This window comes from Streptomyces sp. PCS3-D2, from assembly GCF_000612545.2.
Taxonomy (GTDB): Bacteria; Actinomycetota; Actinomycetes; order Streptomycetales; family Streptomycetaceae; genus Streptomyces.
This window is the reverse complement of sequence record NZ_CP097800.1, coordinates 7,233,804-7,253,100: the sequence shown is the minus strand read 5'-3', so window position 1 is coordinate 7,253,100 and position 19,297 is coordinate 7,233,804. Positions and strand designations below refer to the sequence as shown.

At 73.9% G+C, this 19,297-nt stretch carries 15 protein-coding genes and 1 pseudogene; 10 read left to right on the top strand and 6 right to left on the bottom strand.

Going from position 1 to position 19,297, the window contains the following annotated elements; genetic code table 11:
• Positions 1-5: 5 nt before the first annotated feature.
• Positions 6-830 carry a DUF1206 domain-containing protein gene (locus AW27_RS32480; protein ID WP_037922386.1) on the top strand — a complete coding sequence of 275 codons (825 nt, stop codon included), beginning with the start codon at positions 6-8 and terminating at the stop codon, positions 828-830.
• 202 nt (positions 831-1,032) lie between these two features.
• A complete protein-coding gene (locus tag AW27_RS32475; RefSeq protein ID WP_236647657.1) occupies positions 1,033-1,938 on the top strand; it encodes a YihY/virulence factor BrkB family protein in 906 nt (301 codons plus the stop codon).
• A 32-nt stretch (positions 1,939-1,970) separates the two neighbouring features.
• Here AW27_RS32475 and AW27_RS32470 read toward each other — a convergent pair whose 3' ends face one another.
• Positions 1,971-2,330: a hypothetical protein gene (locus AW27_RS32470; RefSeq protein WP_052030696.1), complete on the bottom strand. Its 360-nt coding sequence runs from the start codon at positions 2,328-2,330 to the stop codon at positions 1,971-1,973.
• Between the two features lie 190 nt (positions 2,331-2,520).
• Positions 2,521-2,886, bottom strand: coding sequence for a PRC-barrel domain-containing protein (locus tag AW27_RS32465; protein ID WP_037922384.1), 366 nt, complete (start codon positions 2,884-2,886; stop codon positions 2,521-2,523).
• Between the two features lie 272 nt (positions 2,887-3,158).
• Between AW27_RS32465 and AW27_RS32460 the strand changes: the two are divergent.
• Together AW27_RS32460 and nadE are read left to right on the top strand one after the other, a co-directional pair.
• Positions 3,159-3,395: pseudogene (locus AW27_RS32460) on the top strand (HAD family hydrolase); the annotation flags it as partial.
• Between the two features lie 172 nt (positions 3,396-3,567).
• Positions 3,568-4,398, top strand: a complete 831-nt coding sequence (nadE, locus tag AW27_RS32455) for an ammonia-dependent NAD(+) synthetase (protein WP_037922381.1) — start codon at positions 3,568-3,570, stop codon at positions 4,396-4,398.
• A 127-nt stretch (positions 4,399-4,525) separates the two neighbouring features.
• On the opposite strand, the gene AW27_RS32450 is transcribed toward nadE, so the two are convergent.
• Together AW27_RS32450 and AW27_RS32445 are read right to left on the bottom strand one after the other, a co-directional pair.
• Positions 4,526-5,371: an IclR family transcriptional regulator domain-containing protein gene (locus AW27_RS32450; RefSeq protein ID WP_052030785.1), complete on the bottom strand. Its 846-nt coding sequence runs from the start codon at positions 5,369-5,371 to the stop codon at positions 4,526-4,528.
• 860 nt (positions 5,372-6,231) lie between these two features.
• On the bottom strand, positions 6,232-6,810 hold the full coding sequence (locus AW27_RS32445) for an RNA polymerase sigma factor (protein WP_236647655.1): 579 nt from the start codon (positions 6,808-6,810) through the stop codon (positions 6,232-6,234).
• Between the two features lie 559 nt (positions 6,811-7,369).
• Here AW27_RS32445 and AW27_RS32440 point away from each other — a divergent pair.
• Entirely contained in the window at positions 7,370-9,286 is a 1,917-nt protein-coding gene (locus AW27_RS32440; protein WP_052030691.1) for a glycoside hydrolase family 15 protein, read from the top strand.
• Positions 9,287-9,381: 95 nt separating this feature from the next.
• Here the strand turns inward: AW27_RS32440 and AW27_RS32435 are convergent, their stop codons facing one another.
• On the bottom strand, positions 9,382-10,014 hold the full coding sequence (locus tag AW27_RS32435; protein WP_037922377.1) for a hypothetical protein: 633 nt from the start codon (positions 10,012-10,014) through the stop codon (positions 9,382-9,384).
• A gap of 135 nt (positions 10,015-10,149) precedes the next feature.
• Here AW27_RS32435 and AW27_RS32430 point away from each other — a divergent pair, with 135 nt between their 5' ends.
• The 4 genes from AW27_RS32430 (at position 10,150) to AW27_RS32415 (ending at position 15,909) form a co-directional block, all read left to right on the top strand.
• On the top strand, positions 10,150-10,827 hold the full coding sequence (locus AW27_RS32430; RefSeq protein WP_037922375.1) for a response regulator transcription factor: 678 nt from the start codon (positions 10,150-10,152) through the stop codon (positions 10,825-10,827).
• Between the two features lie 175 nt (positions 10,828-11,002).
• On the top strand, positions 11,003-12,331 hold the full coding sequence (locus AW27_RS32425) for a sensor histidine kinase (RefSeq protein ID WP_106967611.1): 1,329 nt from the start codon (positions 11,003-11,005) through the stop codon (positions 12,329-12,331).
• A 791-nt stretch (positions 12,332-13,122) separates the two neighbouring features.
• The gene (gene fusA / locus AW27_RS32420) at positions 13,123-15,207 is read left to right on the top strand and encodes an elongation factor G (RefSeq protein ID WP_037922372.1); all 2,085 of its coding nucleotides are present in this window, start codon (positions 13,123-13,125) and stop codon (positions 15,205-15,207) included.
• A gap of 156 nt (positions 15,208-15,363) precedes the next feature.
• Complete coding sequence (locus tag AW27_RS32415) at positions 15,364-15,909, top strand: heme-binding beta-barrel domain-containing protein (protein ID WP_037922370.1); 546 nt, start codon at positions 15,364-15,366, stop codon at positions 15,907-15,909.
• Positions 15,910-16,142: 233 nt separating this feature from the next.
• Here AW27_RS32415 and AW27_RS32410 read toward each other — a convergent pair whose 3' ends face one another.
• Positions 16,143-17,747 (bottom strand): ABC-F family ATP-binding cassette domain-containing protein, encoded by a 1,605-nt coding sequence (locus AW27_RS32410; RefSeq protein WP_172671335.1) that lies wholly within the window; start codon positions 17,745-17,747, stop codon positions 16,143-16,145.
• A gap of 511 nt (positions 17,748-18,258) precedes the next feature.
• Here AW27_RS32410 and AW27_RS32405 point away from each other — a divergent pair.
• On the top strand, positions 18,259-19,233 hold the full coding sequence (locus AW27_RS32405; RefSeq protein WP_037922368.1) for a hypothetical protein: 975 nt from the start codon (positions 18,259-18,261) through the stop codon (positions 19,231-19,233).
• The last annotated feature ends 64 nt before the right edge of the window (positions 19,234-19,297 follow it).

The following is a 19,297-nucleotide window of genomic DNA, read 5'->3' as shown; positions in this document are numbered from 1 at the left end:
TCACCATGACCAGCCAGGCGGCGAGCAGAGGTGCCCGGTCCGCGTCGCGCGGCGGCACCCTCCGGGAGGTCGCGGCACGCTGCGGCCTGGTGACGCGCGGAGTGCTGTACGTACTGATCGGGATCCTGGCCGTCCGCATCGCCTTCGGCGGGGACGGCGGCCGGGAGGCCGACCGGCATGGCGCCCTCCAGGAACTCGCGGACAAGCCCTTCGGCTCCGTCCTGATCTGGGCCGTCGGCATCGGTCTCGTCTGCATGATGCTGTGGCGGCTGTCGGAGGCCGTGTTCGGCGCGTCCGGGCCGGACGGCGACAAGCCGACGAAACGGCTCGCTTCGGCGGGCCGGTGCGTGTTCTACGCGGTGACGGCCTTCTCCGTCCTCGTGTTCGCCGCGGGCGGCGGCGGGCGTTCCGGTGATGAGCAGTCCCGTGACATCACCGCGAAGGCGCTGGGTCTGCCCCTCGGCCAGTGGCTGGTGGGTGCCGCGGGGCTCGCCGTCGCCGGCGCCGGCGTGGTCATCGCGGTACAGGCGGCGCGGCGCCGCTTCCGCAGGCACCTCGCCATGGAGGGGTCGTGGGAGGGGTCGCGCAAGGCGGTCGGCTTCCTCGGGGTGACCGGCGGGCTGGCCCGCGGGGCCGTGTTCACGGCGGCCGGCGGCTTCGTCGTGTACGCGGCCCTGCGCTACGACCCGGGACAGGCGAAGGGAACGGACGACACCATGAGGTCGTTCGCCGGGACTCCGGTGGGACCGTGGCTGCTGGTCGTGGTGGCCGTCGGGCTGATGCTGTTCGGGGCGTTCTCCTGGGCGATGGCCCGGTGGCGCGAGGTGTGAACCCTTCCGCCCGGCGCCGCGGAGCCGGGCGAGGCGGGACGGCCCCCGTGTTCAGGGCCGCCCGACCGGGGCCGGATCCGCCGGAATCCGGCCCCGCCGTCCGTACGCCCCCGCACTCCCCCGCAGCGGTCCCGGCCGGGGCCCGTCCGGCGGATGCGCCCCGCGGGCGCATGGAGGCGGTGCGGGCGGGCACGCGTACGGAGTGAGCGACATCCCCAGCACCGGTACCGCGTCACGCCGTTCCGGCCCTCCCGCCACCGGCACCGCCACCGCCCTCGCGGCACGCACCCGCGCCCAGTTGCGGCGTACGGCCGTCCGCGTCTGGACGGACAACCTGGCCGACCACGCGGCCGCCCTCACCTACTACGCCCTGCTCGCGCTGCTGCCCGCGCTCGTCATCGCCGCGTCCGTCGTCGGACTGCTGGGCGGGGCGCGGCGCGACCGGCTGATCACCGACCTGACCGCGTACGCGCCACCGCAGTCGGCGGAGGTACTCCGCGAAGCGCTGGGCGGCCTCCCCGGGGGGCATTCGATGTGGGCCCTGCTGCTCGGCGGGGTGGTGAGCGCGCTGTGGTCGGCGTGCAGTTACCTGGCGGTGTTCCGCCGCGCCCTGCACACCATGCACCGGGTGCCGGACATGCGGCGTCCGCTGCGTGCCGCACACATTCTCGTCGTCCACGCCGGGCTGCTGCTGGTGCTGCTCGTCGTGGGGGCGGTGGGCCTGGTCGTGTCCGGGCCGCCGGCCCGCTGGGCCGCACGGGCCGTCGGCGGAGCCGGCCCGGACCTCGTCCCGCTGCTGCGCTGGCCCGTGCTGCTGGTGGTCGTGACGCTCCTGGTGCTGGTGCTCTTCCGGACCGGACCGGCCCAGATCCGGGGCACCCGGCGGGGCCTGCCGGGCGGTGTGCTGGCGGCCCTGCTCTGGCTGGCCGCCTCGGGGCTCTTCACGCTCTACGCGCAACTGGACACCTACGGCCGCCTGTACGGGTCGCTGGCCGGCATCGTCGTGTTCGTGATCTGGCTCTGGTTCGCCAACCTGGCCCTGCTCACCGGCGCCCAGTTCAACGCCGAACGGGCGCGGGAGCCGGCGGCCGGAACGCCTACGGCCTGACCGCCGGACCGGCCGTAGGCGTTCCGGCCGCCCTACTGCTCCCGCCGGGCCCGCCGGGAGCGCCGCGCGAGTACGGCGACGGTCAGGACGCCGGCGGCCGTGGCCAGCGCGGTGCGGTGGGACCGAGCCAGACTCGCGGCCCGGCCGGCCTTCGCCCCCACGGGGCCGCGCCGCGGGTGCCCGGTGAGCCGCCCGGAACGGGCGGCCGTGTCCCGGACCCGGGTCGCCGTCCGCCACGCGGCGGCGAGCACGGGACCGGGCGTCCTGTCCTCGACGAGTCGCCCGACGTGCACGGCGGTGTCCCGCAGTCGGCCGGTCGCGCGTGCGACGTGCCGGCGGAGCTCCACCGGGGTCGGGACGGACGTGTCGTTCGCGTGCGGTACCAGCGTCATGGAACTGCCCTCTCCTCGGAATTGCTCTCGCGCAAAGCTCTGTTGTGCTGCTGCCCGGCAGCTGCGCGACAACGCGCCCGTACGGCATGTGAACTGACGGAACCTGCGCTCTGCCGGGACGCGGCACGACCGTGGGCCCGAACTCGGCGAGTTCGGGCCCACGGTCGCGAAGCGGCGGGACTCGCGCCGGTCAGAGCGGCGGAAGACCGAAACGGGTGGCGGCGTAGTAGGAGCCCAGCTCTTGCTGGTAGTCCCGGTCGCCGAGGTGCTTGTCCCGGTGGAACTCGGGTGCGTCCTTGATCTGGCCCCTGGTGCGGTCGACGTAGATCGTCCGCTCGTCGGGGTCGATGCTGACGACGGTGCTCGCGGGCAGCAGGACCTCCTTGCCGAAGATCCAGACACCGGTGTCCACGACCAGGTAGGCGTCACCGACCTCGTCGGAGTGCTTGTCCACCTTGCCGATGCCGCCGTCGGTCGCCTCGACCTTGTAGCCGGTCAGATCGGTGCCGGCCAGGTGGCCCGAGGTCGACTTGTAACTCCACACATGTTCAGTCACGCGGAAACAACTCCTCCGATGGACGGGGGACGGCGGGGGCGCTCCCCTGCCGTCCGTCCTTCTTCGTACGTCGTGCGCGGGGTGTGCGTTCTCCCCGTGCACTCCGCCTGCCCCGCCCCCGGCACCTCATGCACGCGGCCGACGTCCGCCGCTCGCCGGACCCTATGCTGCGGGCATGACCAAGCCGATTGAACTCGTCATATTCGACTGCGACGGCGTGCTCGTGGACACCGAGCGCATCGCGACGCGCGTCCAGGTCGCCCTCGGGGGGCGCCCGCGGCAAGCCGGCCCCGGACCTGTTCCTGTACGCGGCGCAGCGCATGGGCGTCGAACCGGCGGCCTGCCTGGTGGTCGAGGACAGCCGGCCGGGTGTGGAGGCGGCCCGCGCCGCCGGGATGCGGTCCCTGGGCTACGCGGGCGGGATGACCCCGGCCGGAGCGCTCGACGGCCCGGGGACGACCGTGTTCCACGACATGCGCGACCTGCCCGGTCTCATCGCGGCGGGATGACCGGGAGGCGGGCACCGTCCGACTGCCCCGCCCGCTCCGTGGCCTCGGATGGCACGCCCGTGAGCAGGGGCTCCGCGGTCCCTCCTCTAGAGTTCTTCCGGCCCCCTTCGCGCCCGCGACCCGCACCGCGGCGCGAACCGAACTGTCCGCGGGCCCGACCGAGGAGCAAATCGTGACCGACCAGGCGTCCATATCGCTGCAGCAGGAGATCGCCCTGGACCTCCGGGTGAACGCGTCCTTCGACGCCCGGCAGGAGATCGAGCGCCGCGTGGCGTTCCTCGCCGACCGGCTGGTCTCCACGGGCCTGCGCTCGCTGGTGCTGGGCATCAGCGGCGGTGTGGACTCCACGACCACGGGCAGGCTGTGCCAGCTCGCGGTCGAGCGGGTCCGCGCCACCGGGCGGGAGGCGACGTTCTTCGCGATGCGTCTGCCGTACGGCGTGCAGGCGGACGAGTCCGACGCGCAGCTGGCCCTGGAGTTCATCCGGTCCGACCGGGTCCTGACCGTCGACGTGAAGCCCTCCAGCGACGCGGCGCTGGAGGCGGTACTGGCCGGTGGCACGGTCTTCCGCGACGCGCACCACCAGGACTTCGTGCACGGCAACATCAAGGCCCGCCAGCGCATGATCGCCCAGTACGCGGTCGCGGGCGCGCACGCCGGCCTGGTGGTGGGCACCGACCACGCCGCCGAGGCGGTCTCGGGCTTCTTCACGAAGTTCGGCGACGGCGCGGCCGATGTGGTTCCGCTCACAGGTCTGACCAAGCGCCGGGTCCGGGCGGTGGCCGAGGCGCTGGGCGCGCCCTCCTCGCTGGTCTGGAAGACGCCGACCGCGGATCTGGAGACGCTGAATCCGGGTCTGGCCGACGAGGAGGCGCTCGGCGTCACCTACGACGACATCGACGACGTCCTGGAGGGCAAGCCCGTCGACGCGGCCGCCCTGGACATCATCGTCAACCGTTACCGGGCCACCGAGCACAAGCGGCAGCTGCCGATCGCCCCCTGACCACCTCCGGTCCCGCGCCGTCGCCGGGGCGGCACCCTCTCGGAGACCGCGACCTCGCGCAGGAGCCGCCGCGCCGCGCCGCGCGGCGGGTCCTGCGCTCCCAGCAGGTGCAGGGGCTGGGCCGAGGTCAGACGGAGGTGGAGAGGACGGGGTCCTGCGGCCGGCGTGCCGCAGGGCGAGGGCTGCCGGCGACGATCAGCGCGAGCAGGACCGCCGCCGCCTCGCTCTGCAGGATCCGGGCGGACTGCTTCAGCCGGCCCGGATCGGGGACGGGAAGGGACAGCGCCACGCATTCCGGGGTCGGGCCGGCGGTGATCGGCACCGCCGCGCACACCGTGCCGACGGCGTACTCCTGGAGGTCGAGGAGGGGCGTGTCGGGCGGGCGGTCGTCGAGTTGCCGGAAGAGTGCCCGCTCACCGGTGAGCGTGTGGGTGGTGAAGGGTGTGAGCCGGTGGCGGGACAGGTGGTCCCGCCGGCCGTCGTGGTCCAGTTGGGCCAGCAGCGCCTTGCCCACCGCGGAGGCATGGGCGGCGGCGCGGAAGTCGACCCACTCCTCCACCGCGGGCGCGGCCGGACCGTCCGCGTACTGGGTGATGGCGACCTCGCCGTCGGTGTAGCGGGCGACGTAGACGGCGGCGCCGACCGCGTCCCGCACCCAGGTCAGGGTCTCTCGCAGGTGCCGGCGGCCCTCGGCGCCGTCCGTCTCGCTCAGCAGGAGGACGTGGCCGGCGACATAGGCGTCCGGTCCGATCGGCGTGGCCAGGTCGGCGCGGACGAGCTGCTCCACCGCCCGGGCGAGGACCAGCTGCGGCAGCTTCGTCTCGCGGGCGATCTGGGTCAGGTTCACGCCGCCCGAGTGCCGGTTGACGACTTCCAGGACGCGCAGTGCCCGGTGGACGGATTCCAGTGGTGCCGGGGCCGTCCGTCCCCCGGGGGACGGCGCGGCCGCACGGGTCGGCCGCGGCTGCTTCAGCGCCTCGATTTCCCACCCGTTCGCCTGCTCCGTGAGGTGCAAGGGGTTGAGCCGGGCGTTCTGCGCGACGGCCACGGCGACCTGCGGCCCCGGGGTGAAGACCTCCCCCAGGTCGGGGTGCTCCCTGCGGGGGCGCGCCGTCAGGGCCTGCCGCAGGCGCGCCGGGAGCCGCAGCGGCGGCCGGCAGGCCCCGCCCGGTCCGCCGGTCAGGGACGTGAGGTCCTGGGTGGTGATGGGCGGGGACGTCCAGATGACGGAGGCCCCGAGGGCCTCTTCGAGCGCGTGGGGGATCTGCGGCAGCGGCGGCAGGCGTTCGTCGGGCGCCAGGATGTGGGCCTGGCGCTTCCAGAACCGGGCGGTCGCGACCTCGGCGCGCGCCAGGTGGTGCAGGTAGAGACAGCGGGCCGCGGTCTGCGAGCCCGCCCCCGCCGCGTACTGGAACCAGAACTGCGCGCCCTCCGTCCGGTCCGCGAGGTGGAGCAAGCAGCCAAAGAGGAGTGCCGAGTTCGCGCCGTGGGGCCAGGAGTCGACCGCCAGGGCGAGCTGGGCGAAGTCCCGGCTCTCCACGAGGCACCAGGCGAGGTCGTCCAGACCGCGGGCCGCCCGCACATGGCAGGCCGCGTCGAGGACCAGCTCGTCGGTGTCGGCCTGGGGGGCCGGTCCGCCCGCGGCGGCGGCCGGTCCGGCCAGGGTGGTGGTTCCGGCCGCCGCGCGGGCGCGGTCCGCGGCGATCCGGCGGGCGATGCGGCGCCGCGCGGCGCCCTCGTCGTATCCGGCGTACTCCTCCGCGAGTACCGTCGCGTCCGCCAGGGACGCGTCCAGTCCGCACGGCGGCTTGTCTCGGTGGCGTGGCCTGTCGCTCACTGGTCCTTCTCCTCTCCGGGGATCCAGTCCACCCCGAGTTTGCGGGACAGGGTTCGGCGTGCGCCGCGGATGTGCGATCGGACCGTGGCCGGGGCGATCCCCATCATCCGGGCGACCGTGTCGCAGTCGTTGCCCAGCAGGAAGGCGAGCAGCACCACGTCGTACTGCCGCTCGGACAGGCCCGCGATCGCCGCGTACAGTCCGAGTTTCGACTCCAGCAGTTCCAGCCGTTCCCGCGAGGAGCGGCGCAGTGCGGCGAACCAGGCCGTCTCGACCATCGCCACCTGCCGTCCCAGGACGGCCAGCCGCCGCTCGACGTGCTCGCGCAGCACCGCCCAGGCGAAGCCGTGCAGGCTCGCCTCCTTCAGTGCCTGGCGCCACACCTTCAGCAGGAAGGTGAACACGTCGTCGACGACTTCCTCGGCGTCCTTGGGGTTCCCCAGCTGCAGGTGGGCGTAGCGCAGATAGGCACGGTGCTGCTGGGAGTGGAAGGCCGTGAACTCCACCGGCAGCACGCCGGCGAGTTCGCTGGAGACCGCGCGGTATCCCGACGGATCGAATTCTCCTGCGTTCATGCGCTCCCCCACAGCTGTGCGCCGCCGTCCGTCGCAGTGGCGGGGACTCGACGGCGGCGGCCCGCGGGGGCGTTCGGCGGTCGGCCGGCGGACGGCCCTGCGGTTGCTCTCCCCGCTCCGGGCCCCGGCGGGCGCGTGCGCGCCCGCAGCACATCGATCGTGACAACGCCGACCACGGTGGTGGCCAACAGCACGAGGGCGAGCGTCTCGGCGGCATTCACGTCTGAGCGGACCTTCCCGGTGGAGTGTGGGTGGCCGGCCGCCTGCCCCCGCCCCAGCGGCCGCGGAGCGCCAGGCGCTCCCGATCACCACCCCATCGGAAAACGAGCCCGATCGTGCAAGCCGGTCCGTGGAAATCCCCGCCACGAAGCGCATTCGCCGTTCCGCGCGCCCCCGGCCCCCCGCGCACGCCCCCGATCGGATGGCTCCGTGCCCCGATCCGGTGGAACACGTACGGACGCGCCCCTCTCCGGGGCCGGCTGCCTGCATGGTGGGTCCGGAATGCGGCGCCGGGCACCCCCGCACGCGCGTCCCGTCGAGGAGGAAGGGCCGTATCCGGATGGCGTTCGCGAGGACCGTACTGCCCGCCCTGCTCTGCCTGTCGCTGACCGGGGTTCCGGCCGCGGCTCCCGACGCGGCGGCCGCGGCCGCGGTGGCGTACGACGGGCAGGTGCGCCACGAGAGCGCGCTCTTCAGCGTGAAGGCGACGAACAACGCGGCCGCACAGGGGTTCACGGTCGACGGCACCCGGCTGTCCCGGGTGAGCGTCTGGCTGGGGAGCGGTGCCGCGACGGGGACGGTGACCGCCCAGGTGCGGCGCGTGCGCTCGGACCCGGCGTCGGCGATCGCCTCGGCCACCGTGGACCTCGCCGCCCTCGGCGGCCCCGGAGCCGGCTGGGTGGAGTTCCCGCTCGGGGACACCGGGATCACTGCGGGCCGCACCTACCACCTCTTCGTCCAGGCCACGACCTCGGAGAGCGGGCCGGTCGCCTGGTACGGCACGCGGCGGGCGGTGCCCGGTTCGCTCAGCAGCTGGAACTACGACCGGGCGTACTGGGGCGGCTGGCACGCCGACGACACCGCCCGGCCGGCCTTCCGCGTCAACCCCAGCGGCGGCGAGCGGTGCGGGGAGACCGAGCCGTGCTACGTACCCTCCTCCGCTCTCGCGGCCCGTACATCGGGGCTGCTGGCCAACGGTGCGGTGACCGAGGCGGTGTCGCCGTCCTTCGCCGTCGGAGCCTCCTACGTCGCGGGGAGCAACGTGCTGCGACTGCCCTCCGGCCGCTGGCGGTACCTGCCCGCCGGGGCCACGGAGTCGGCCGTCGTCGAGGCGGACGACCCGGGCGCGCTGGCACAGGTCGAGGAGAGCCGCGCATGGCTGGCCGGGGGCCGGGTGCCAGGAGCCACCGCGCGGCAGCGGGCCGCCGCAGGGCGCGCCCTGCTCTCGATGCGGGCCCTGCTGAAGCCCAATGGCGCCTTCGCCGCGGCATGGTCCCCACCGTGGGAGTACTCGTGGCCCCGGGACGGAGCGTTCGCCGCGGCTGCGTTCGCGGCGACCGGGCACGACGAGGAGGCGTACCGGATCCTGGCGTACGACGCGCGCACCCAGCGGACCGACGGCACCTGGGAGGCCCGGACGAAGCTGGACGGCAGCGGGCCGCCGGACGCGCGCACATGGCAGCTGGACGGGAACGGCTGGGTGCCGTGGGCGACCTGGCAGTGGTACCAGGCGGCACCGGCCGCCGGACGGGACGAACGGCTGCGCGAGCTCTACCCGATGGTGCGGGCGGCAGCCGACTTCGCCGCCCGCTCCCTCGGCCCGGACGGGTTGCCGCCGGCGTCCCCGGACTACTGGGAGCTGGACACGACGACCGCCAACATCGGCACCGCAGCTCCCCTCCTGGCCGGGCTGAACGCCTCGGCGGACCTGGCGGCACGGCTGGGTGCGGCCGGGGATGCGGAGCGCTGGGCGGCCGCGTCGCGGCGGCTGTCCGCAGCCATCGCCGTCTCCTTCGCTCCGCTGGGGTACCAGCGGACCGTCGACGGCGAGCACGGCAGGGACAGCGCGGTGGCGTTCATGGCACCCCCGTTCAACACCGCACCGCCCGGCCTCGGGGAGGCGCTGGACTCGACCTACCGGGCGCTGCTGTTGCCGAACGGCGGTGTCTCGCCCGGCAACGACCCCGATTTCAGCTGGGGATCGTACGCCTGGACGGCCAGCACCGCCTTCTTCGCCCTGGCCTGGGCCGGCACGGGTGAGCAGGCGAGAGCGGGCCGGGTGCTCGACTGGGTGCTGTCAAAGCGCAACGCACTCGGCGAGCTCCCCGAAACGGTGAACGCGGCCGGCCTGCCGTCCGCCGTCGCTCCGCTGGGCTGGACGGACGCGCTGGTCGTGCTCACCGTACTGGCCCTGCAGGGATCGCCCCGGCCCACTCCCCCGGCGCCCGCGCCGACGCCGGCGGCCGCGGGCCGGTGAACACGTCGTTGACGGCGCGCCGGGGACCGGCCGCGTGATCGGGCGTCGGGACCCGGGTGGAGCGGCCCCGGGCCCGGCAGGCGCGCACGGTCCGACTATCCGCCGAGGGTGGTATTGCCGGTGATGGTGCCGTCCGTGCCGGACACCGTGACCGCGTGCCGGACACCGTCGGGGCCGAGGACGACAGCACGCCAGGCGCTGCCGCCGCCGTCCTGGGCGATGACGCGCAGGCTCTCCACCTTCCCGTCCTGCACCGCCGCAGCGGCCTTCCCGGCCGCGTCACCGATGGACAGCGAGGGCAGTGGCGCCGGCGCCCGGCCGCCCTTGCCGGAGGCCTCGCTCCGCTCGGTCCGGCCGGGGCCGCCGGGGTGGCCGGGGACGCCGGGGTGGCCGAACCGCTCGCGCGCCCCGGCGTCGCCCTCATCACCGCGAGCCTTCCGCGCGCGGTCCTCGTCGTGTCCTCCGCCGTGCGGCCCCCGCTGGGGCCCGTTCCCGTGGCCGGGCTCGAAGCGGAACGCGTGCGGGCCCCGCTGGGCCCGCTCGTGGTGGTGCTCGGCCAGGGCCGCCGCCGCGACCCCGCCGCCCACGACCACCACGACCGCGCCGGCCGCCACCCAACGGGTTCGGCTGCTGCGGGGCACCAGACGGGACAGCGACGCGCGCTTGCGGGCGCCGGTATCGGGCGCGGTCCCGGGCAGCTGCTCGGGCGGCGGAACGGATTCAGACATACGGCTACTCCTCCGGACAGCCGGACGCGCTGCCCGGCTCGCCCCAGAGCATGCTGAGGGGATGCTGAAGCCCAGCTGAAGCCACCTGAAGACCTCTTCAGCCGGACGTCGGAAGGGCCTGCGATCCTGTTCGGCATGCGCGTACTGGTGGTGGAGGACGAACGGCGGCTCGCCCTGGCCCTGCAGCGGGGTCTGCAGTCGGAGGGGTTCTCGGTGGACGTGGCCCACGACGGGCCCCAGGGCCTGTGGATGGCCACCGAGCACGACTACGACCTGATCGTGCTCGACATCATGCTTCCCGGGCTGAACGGCTATCGGATCTGCGCGAAGCTCCGCGCCGCCGGCAACGAGTCGGGGATCCTGATGCTCACCGCCAAGGACGGCGAGTACGACGAAGCGGAAGCCCTGGACACGGGCGCCGACGACTTCCTGTCCAAACCGTTCTCCTATCTCGTGCTGGTCGCCCGGCTGCGCGCGCTCGGCCGGCGTACGGGTGGCCGGCGCCCGCAGGTGATGCGATTCGGCGACCTCGTGATCGACCCGGCCCGCCACACGTGCTCCCGCGGCGGTACCGAGGTCCGGCTGACCGCCAGGGAGTTCGCCATCCTCGAGTACCTGGGCCGCCGGTCCGGCGAGGTGGTCTCCAAGCGGGACATCCTGGAGCAGGTGTGGGACGCCGCCTTCGACGGCGACCCCAACGTCGTGGAGGTCCACGTCAGCGCCGTCCGCCGGAAGGTCGACGCGCCGTTCGGCCGAGCGGCCCTGGAGACCGTCCGGGGCGCCGGATACCGGCTGGCAGCCGACGGTGGCTGAGCCCTCCGTACCGTCGGCCCTGCTCGGGCGGGTGCGCGACGGACTGCGCGAGCGTGAGGGCGACGGACTGCGCGGGCGCTTGGGCGACGGGCTGCACTCGCTCCGGAGTGCCGTCCTCGGCCGGTGGCCCGTCCTGCGCCGGCTGTGGCCCACCACGGTCCGGGCCCGGGCCACCATGGGCGCGGGCCTGGTCGTGGCCGCGGCCCTGGCGCTCGCCTCGTTCGCCCTGCTCGGCCTGTTGGAGGCCAACCTGCTGCGCAACGCGGAGACCGACGCGCGGCGGCAGGCCGAGACCGTGGCACAACTCGCCGCCGCGGGGAAGCTCGGCCGGGCCCGCCCGCCGGGCCGGGCGGTGGAGTTCGTACAGGTGGTGAGCGCGGACGGGCGGGTCCTCTACTCCAGCCCGAACCTGATCGGGGTGCCCCCGTTCCCGCCGGCGCCGCCCGGTACGCCGGGAACCCGGATGCACACCTGGCGGGTCCGCCCGGTCGACGGCGAGCACCGGCAGCGGGTCGTACAGGTCGTCACGCAGACACCGGACGGCCCGGCCACCGTCTACGCCGGTGCCTCGCTGCGCGACGCGGACGCCGCCGACGACACGACCACCGCCGCGCTCGTGATCGGTATGCCGCTGCTCCTGGCCACCGTCGTCCTCGTGACCTGGCGGGTCACCGGGCACGCGCTCCGGCCGGTGGAAGCGATCCGCGCCGAGGTGGCCGAGATCTCCGACCGGGACCTGCACCGCCGGGTGCCGGTTCCGGCCACCCGCGACGAGGTCGCCCGGCTGGCCGAGACCATGAACGACACCCTCGACCGGCTGGAGGCGTCCGGCACCCGCCAGCGGCAGTTCATCGCCGACGCATCCCACGAACTGCGCAGCCCCATCACCGTCCTGCGCACCCAGCTGGAGGTCGCGCTGGCCGTCCGGGACCCCGAGCTGTGGCCCGAGCTGATCGGTGGCGCGCTGGAGGACATCGACCGGCTCCAGCGCCTCGCGGCGGATCTGCTGCTGCTCGCTCGGATCGACGCGGCCCAGCCCGTGGCGGCCGTGCCGGTGGACCTGGGCGCCCTGGTACGCGAGGTGCTGGAGGCCCGGCTCGGCGACCGGGTGCCGCTGCACGTGGACCTCGCGGCGGATGTCGAGGTCACCGCGGGGGCCCTGTGGCTCGGCCGGGTCGTCACCAACCTGGTCGACAACGCGCAGCGGTACGCCGTACAGGAGGTGCGCGTCACGCTGCGCACCACCGGTGGCGGGGCGGTACCGGGACGTGCCGTGCTGGAGGTCGTCGACGACGGGCCGGGGATTCCCGGCGCCGACCGGGAGCGGGTCTTCGAACGGTTCACACGGCTCGACGACTCACGCAGCCGCGACCACGGCGGAGCCGGTCTCGGCCTCGCCATCGCGCGTGACCTGAGTACGCACCACGGCGGAACGCTGACGGCCGAGGACTGCGCGAGCGGCGCCCGGCTGGTGCTCAGGCTGCCGCTGACGTCCCGGTCCTGAGCAGGGCGGCATCAGGCATCAGGGATCGGAGATCGGGATCCGGGACCGGGGTCAGCGGAGGTGACGGTGTCGGCCGTGCTTGGGCGGCCGGTCGGTCGTCGGCAGGACGAGAGCCAGGCCGAGGGGCAGCAGGAACAGCAGGAGCAGGGTCATACGGCGCTTGTGCCCAGCCTGCCGCCGGCGACACGGCCGACCTCACCGGACGACCCTCGTTCCGCCGCCCGAGGAGCGCCCGTGGGCGGGGACGCAAGGTCCTGCCGGTGCGCAGTCCCTCGTCCCGGGCGGGGCCTACGGACGCCGCGGCCGGGTGCCGGTACATGGCGCCACCCGCACCGGGAGCGGTGGCCTCCCTCCCCACCGGGCCGCAGCTCACGGCGTGTTCCGTTCCCGGAAAATGCGGTGCGTCCGCCCCGGCCCGCTCTCTAAGCTCGCCGTACGCGCTGCCGCAGAGGCACTGCGCGCCTCGTACCGCGTCCGAAGAGAAGAGAAGGGGAGCAGCGCCATGTGCACGTACCGCAGCGCCGCCTACGCTCCCCCGTCCCGGTACGACGTGATCCCGGTGTCTCGTGGCGCCCGGTGCCGGCTGCGCGGCCGTCACCGTACACCCGTGACGCACCTCTAGGTCCGTCCCGCTCCCCGCCTTCCGTACGCCACCGCCCTGCCCGCCCGGCCCTGCTCCGGCCACGGGTGGCGGCCGTCGACGGCCGATGCCGGTCGGGGTGACGGGGCCGTCGTCAGGGACATCGCGCCGCCCTCTTCATCTCCTCACTTCATTCGAAAGGCCCCGGGCCATGCGCGCCAACGGACGCACCCGCACCTCCACTTCCCCTGCCTCTTCCCTCGGCACCCTGCGCAACCTGGGCATCCTCGCCCACGTCGACGCCGGCAAGACCACGCTCACCGAACGGATCCTGTTCGCGGCCGGCGCCGTCCACAAGCGGGGCGAGGTACACCACGGGACGACCGTCACCGACTACGACCCGCAGGAACGCGACCGCGGCATCACCATCTTCGCCGCCGCCGTGAGCTGTACCTGGGCCGGGCACCACATCAATCTGATCGACACGCCCGGACACGTCGACTTCTCCGACGAGGTGGAACGCTCGCTGCGGGTCCTCGACGGTGCCGTCGCCGTGTTCGACGCCGTCGCCGGGGTCGAACCGCAGAGCGAAGCCGTGTGGCGGCAGGCGGACCGGCACGGTGTGCCGCGCATCGCGTTCGTCAACAAGCTGGACCGGGCGGGCGCCGACCTCGACACCGCCGTGGCGTCGATCCGCCGCCGCCTGGGCGTCGTACCCCTGGTGGTACAGCTGCCCATCGGCCGCGAGGGCGCCTTCGCCGGCGTCGTCGACCTGGTGACGATGCGTGCGCTGTGCCCGCAGTCCGGCTCCGCCGGCATCGCGCCGGGGGCGGTCCCCGAAGCCCTGCGGGAGGAGGCCGGGCAGCGGCGCAGGCTGCTGGAGGAGACGGTCGCGGAGCTCCACACCGGGGCCTTCGAGGAGTTCTGCGCCGCATCGGCGCTGAGCGACTCGACCCTGGCCCGGGCCCTGCGGGAGCTGACGCTGCGCGGGGACGGTGTCGTGGTGCTGTGCGGCTCGGCGTACCGCGACCGCGGGATCGAAGCGCTGCTCGACGCGGTGGTGGCGTACCTGCCGGCGCCCTCCGACATGCCGCCGGTACGCGGTACGGCCGGCGGCGCGGAGCAGGAGCGCGCGCCCGACCCGGCGGAGCCGTTCGCGGCCCTCGCCTTCAAGGTGACGACCGTGGCGCCGGGGCGGCTCACCTACCTGCGGGTCTACGCGGGCACGCTGCGCAAGGGCGCGACGGTACTGGACGCGGCCACGGGCCGTACGGAGCGGGTGGGCCGGATCCTGCGGGTCCAGGCCGACCGGCACGAGGACAGGGAGGAAGCGGTGGCCGGCGACATCGTCGCCGTGATCGGGCTCAAATCCGCCCGGGCGGGCACCACCCTGTGCGCGCCGGGGGCGCCCCTGCTGCTCGAACCGCCCACGGTGGCCGAGCCGGTGGTGTCGGTGGCCGTGGAGGCGCGCCGCAACGCCGACACCGGTCGGCTGGCGACGGCGCTTGCACGGCTCGCGGAGGAGGATCCCTCGCTGGTCGTGCGCTCCGACCCGGAGACCGGGCAGACCGTGCTGTCGGGGCTGGGCGAACTGCACCTGGAGGTGGCCGCGGAGAAGATCCGCGGCGGTCACGGGGTGGAGGTCGTGGCGGGCCGGCCGCAGGTCTCCTACCGGGAGACCGTCGTGCGCGGGGTGACCGGCCTGGTCCACCGGCACGTCAAACAGGACGGTGGCGCGGGCCAGTTCGCGCACGTCGTGCTGGACGTCGAGCCGCTGGAGGAGCCGGTCTTCGCGTTCCGCTCGACGGTCGTCGGCGGCCGGGTGCCGCAGGAGTACGCGCGCGCCGTGGAGGCCGGCTGCCGCGAGGCCCTGGCCGGGGGCCCGCTGGGCGGTCACCCGGTGACGGGGCTGCGCGTCACCCTCACCGACGGGGCGACACATTCCAAGGACTCCTCGGAGATGGCGTTCCGGGCGGCGGGCCGGTTCGGGCTGCGCGAAGCGCTGCGGCTCAGCACGATGGAGCTGTTGGAGCCGGTCGTGGAGGTCACGGTGACCGTCCCCGACGACGGCGTCGGGGGCGTTCTGGGCGACCTCGCGGCCCGCCGCGGCCGGGTCTCGGGACAGGCGTCCGCGGGCGGCACCGCGGTGATCACGGCGACGGTGCCGCTGGCCGAGCTGTTCGGGTACGCGTCCCGGCTCCGCGGCCGGACCCAGGGCCGGGGCGTCTTCACCACCCGGCCGGCCGGTCTGGCGCCCGTACCCGCCTCGGTCGCCGGAGGCCTGTCGGCCCGGTGACCCGCGGGCCGCTGCCGCCCTCGCCCGCCCGCCCCGGTTTCGGGACGGGCGGGCGAGGGCCGCGTCCCGTGAGCGCGGGGGTGCACCGCTTATGCTGCGGATTCGGTCGGTCGGTTCGGTTCCGGCGGGGCCACGAGCAGACAGGAGACACGCCGGGTGAACAAGTCCGAGTCGGTACAGGAGAATCCGTACCCCGACAGCCACGTCCCGGGCGAGGGGCCGCAGCCGCATCCACTACTGGCGCCCGTGCTGCCGCTCCTGGGCCGCTGGCACGGCCGCGGCCGCGGCGCGTACCCGACGTTGGAGAAGGGCTTCCGCTACGAGCAGGAGGTGACCTTCAGCCACGACGGCCGCCCCTTCCTGTGCTACGAGGCCCGGGCGTGGCTGATCGACGAGGCCGGGGCCCCGGTGCGGCCTGCGGGGCGCGAGGCGGGGTGGTGGCGGGTGGCTCCCGACGCCTCCCTGGAGGTCGTACTCGCCCACCCCACCGGTGTCGTCGAGACGTACGTGGGGCGGGTGTCCGGTGGCGGGTTCGAGATCGAGACCAAGGACGTCTCGCTGACGCCGCTGGCCAAGGAGGTCACCGCCACGCGCCGCCGGTACACCGTCCAGGACGGGGAGATGACCGTCGTCCACGACATGGCGGCGGTGGGCCAACCCCTCCAGCACCACCTGACGACACATTTGCGCCGACGTCCCTGAGTCCCACGTCAACCACATGATGATCAATCCTGTCAGGAAGGTATTCGGGGCACTCACGCCGCACAGGCGCCGTTCATCGACAGCCGTACCTCCCTCCGCAGGCGGCGGTGACGACCTCCCTGCTATCGCGGCAACCATCGCACTTCGGCTCCGTTCGGGTGAAAGCAGCCCCTGACCTCGGCCGGGCGGGGACCCGTGGCCTCCGCCCGGCCGGGTGAGGATGAGGCACCGACTCAGGCGAGCGTGACCAGGCCGCGGTAGTCCTCGCTCCACAGGTCCTCGTCCGCGTCCGGCAGCAGCAGGACCCGGTCGGGGCGCAGGGCGTCGATGGCACCCTCGTCGTGCGTGACCATCACGATCGCGCCCGGGTAACCGCCGACCGCGGCCAGGACTTCGCCCCGGGAGGCGGGATCGAGGTTGTTGGTCGGCTCGTCCAGCAGCAGCACGTTGGCCCCGGAGTGCACCAGCCCGGCCAGTGCCAGGCGGGTCTTCTCGCCGCCGGAGAGCACCCCGGCCGACTTGTCGGCATCATCCCCGGAGAACAGGAACGCGCCCAGCACGTGCCGCGCCGCGCCGTCACCCAGGTGCGGGGCGGCTGCGGACAGGTTCTGTCGGACCGTCAGATCCACATCGAGGGTGTCGTGCTCCTGCGCGAAGTAGCCCAGGCGCAGTCCGTGACCGTGCACCACCCGGCCGGCATCCGGCCGTTCGGTGCCGGCCAGCAGACGCAGCAGGGTGGTCTTGCCCGCGCCGTTGAGGCCGAGTACCACCAGGCGGCTGCCCCGGTCCACGGCGAGGTCGACGCCCTTGAGTACCTGGTGGTCGCCGTAGGACTTGGTCAGGCTGACCGCACCCAGCGGCGTCCGCCCGCACGGCGCCGGCTCGGGCAGGGCGATCTTGGCGATCCTTTCCGTACGCCGTGCCGGTTCGAGCTCTGTCAGCATCCGGTCGGCGCGCCGGGCCATGCTCTTGGCCATGGCGGCGGTTGCCGAGCGGGCCTTCATCCTGTCGGCCTGCGCGTGCAGGGCGGCGGCCTTGCGTTCGATACTCGCCCGTTCGCGGGCGCGACGCCGTTCGTCCGCCTCCCTTTGGGCGAGGTAGGTGTCCCAGCCGGTGTTGTGGATGTCGATCGTGGTGCGGGTGGCGTCCAGATGGAAGACCCGATTGGTCACGGCGGCCAACAGCGAGGTGTCGTGACTGATCACGACCAGGCCGCCGGTATGGGCCTGGAGGAAGGTGCGCAGCCAGCCGACCGAGTCGGCGTCCAGGTGGTTGGTCGGCTCGTCCAGCAGCAGGACTCCGCGCGGGCCGGCGAAGAGGATACGCGCGAGGTCCACTCGGCGGCGCTGGCCTCCGGACAGGGAGCCCAGCGGATCGTGCAGGACCCTGCCGGGCAGCCCCAGGCCGGCGGCCACCCGGGCGGCCTCGGCCTCGGCGGCATATCCGCCGCCGGCCTGGAAGGCGGCGTCGGCGCGGGCGTACGCGTTCATCGCCCGGTCCAGCACGTCGGGCGAGGCGGCGTCGGCCATCGCCGTCGCGGCCGTTCGCAGCTGGCGCCGCGCCCGGTCCAGGCCGCGGGCGGACAGGATCCGGTCGGTGACGGTGACCTGCTGGTCCGTGGCACGGGAGTCCTGGGCGAGGAAGCCCACCGGACCGGTGTGCGTGACGGTGCCCGCAGCCGGCCGGGTGCGCCCGGCAAGGACGTTCATGAGGGTGGTCTTGCCCGCTCCGTTGCGGCCGACCAGGCCGATGCGGTCGCCGGGGGAAACGGTGAAGGAGAGGTCGGAGAGCAGCAGGCGGGCGCCCGCACGCAGCTCGACATCACGAAAGGTAATCATGGGATGACGCTCCGAGAAAGCAAAAGGACAGACTTCTGATGTGGAAGCGGGTCCTCAGCTAGGAAACTCGGGGCGTAGACATGCGTCCACGGTAACCGATGCCCCTGTCCGGCGCCTCTCCGTTCTCCGACGGCAGCGATCGCCGCAGGTCAGGATGATGCTCGGCCGGATCGACGGGCGTCGGTCCTCGCCTGCCGGTAGCGTCCGGCGGAGCAGGAGCACCGGGAACGGTAGCGCGTCGGCTTCTACGGAACCGGTCGCAGGCGTGGGCCTGACGGGATCCTTGCCGACCGTCGGCAACACCCTCGCCTCCTTCCAACCCCAGCCCCGGCCGGAACGGACTGCCGCTTTCGGTGACGTCCGCCAGCAGCGCCCCGCCGCAGCGGCACTGCATCGCACGGACCCCGGCGGGACCATGAACTCTGCTGAATCGCAGATGAGTTGAAAACCGCATTGGTACCCTTTCACCGGGTCACCCGCCCGGGTGGTTCGGGGCGCGGGGAGGACGCGGATGAGCCCGCGGATGGTGTTCGTCCACGGAATCGGCGGGCCGCGGGATCCGGCACGGGAACTCGCCCAGTGGACCGGGGCTCTCGCCAACGGAATGCGCCTCGCGGGGCACTCGGCCCTCGCGGAGGCGCTCACGGCGGACGGCGGCCCGGTGGCAGCACGGTTCGCGTACTACGGAGACCTTTTCCAGGCTCCACAAGCTCAGGGGGACGGATCCCCAGAGATCACCGGGCAGGCGGAGGAGATCCTCGCGGACCTGCTCATCGAAATGGTCGACGCGCTGGGCGAGGAGTACGACTTCCCCGCAGGCGGTGTGGAAGGCCGGATGCTGGCGCACGCCCGGGCGCAGGCCCGCCCGGAGGGACAGCCGCAGGGCATCGGCGACCTCGCCCGCAGGGCGCTCAACGTGATCACCACCTTGATGGATCTGCCCCCGTGGCGGACCGCCGGCCGCATGCTGGCCCCCCGGGCCATGGTCCGTGAACTGTCCCAGGTCGCCCGCTACCTGGCGCGGCAGGAGCCCGACGAACACGGAGACACCCTCGACGTCCGGATACGCGGACGGATCGCCGAGGCCCTCGCGGAACCGGCGACCGTGGTCGTCGCCCACTCGCTCGGGACTGTCGTGGCCCTGGAGAGTCTGCACGAACACCATGGGGAGGTTCCGCTGATCGTCACGCTCGGCTCCCCTTTGTGCATGCGGACCGTGGTCCATCCCCGGCTCGTACCACAACCGCCCGCGACACCCACGGTGGTAGGGAGGTGGCTCAACTTCTGGGACCGGGACGACGTCATCGCGGTGCGCCCGCGGCTGGAGGCCGGCTTTCGTCCCAACGCCCGCGGGGTGCGCCCGGTCAGCAGCCGCGTCGACTCGGACGGGGCCTGGGTGCACCCGGCAGTGAAGTACCTGGCCCAGCCGGGCGTCGCCGGGCTCGTCGCCGAGGCCCTCGGTAGCGGATCCGCGCCTGGAGCATGACCACGACCAGCGCCGGGCAGCGGCGTCACCTGCTTGTCGTCGCCCCGCAATGCGCTTCCAAGGA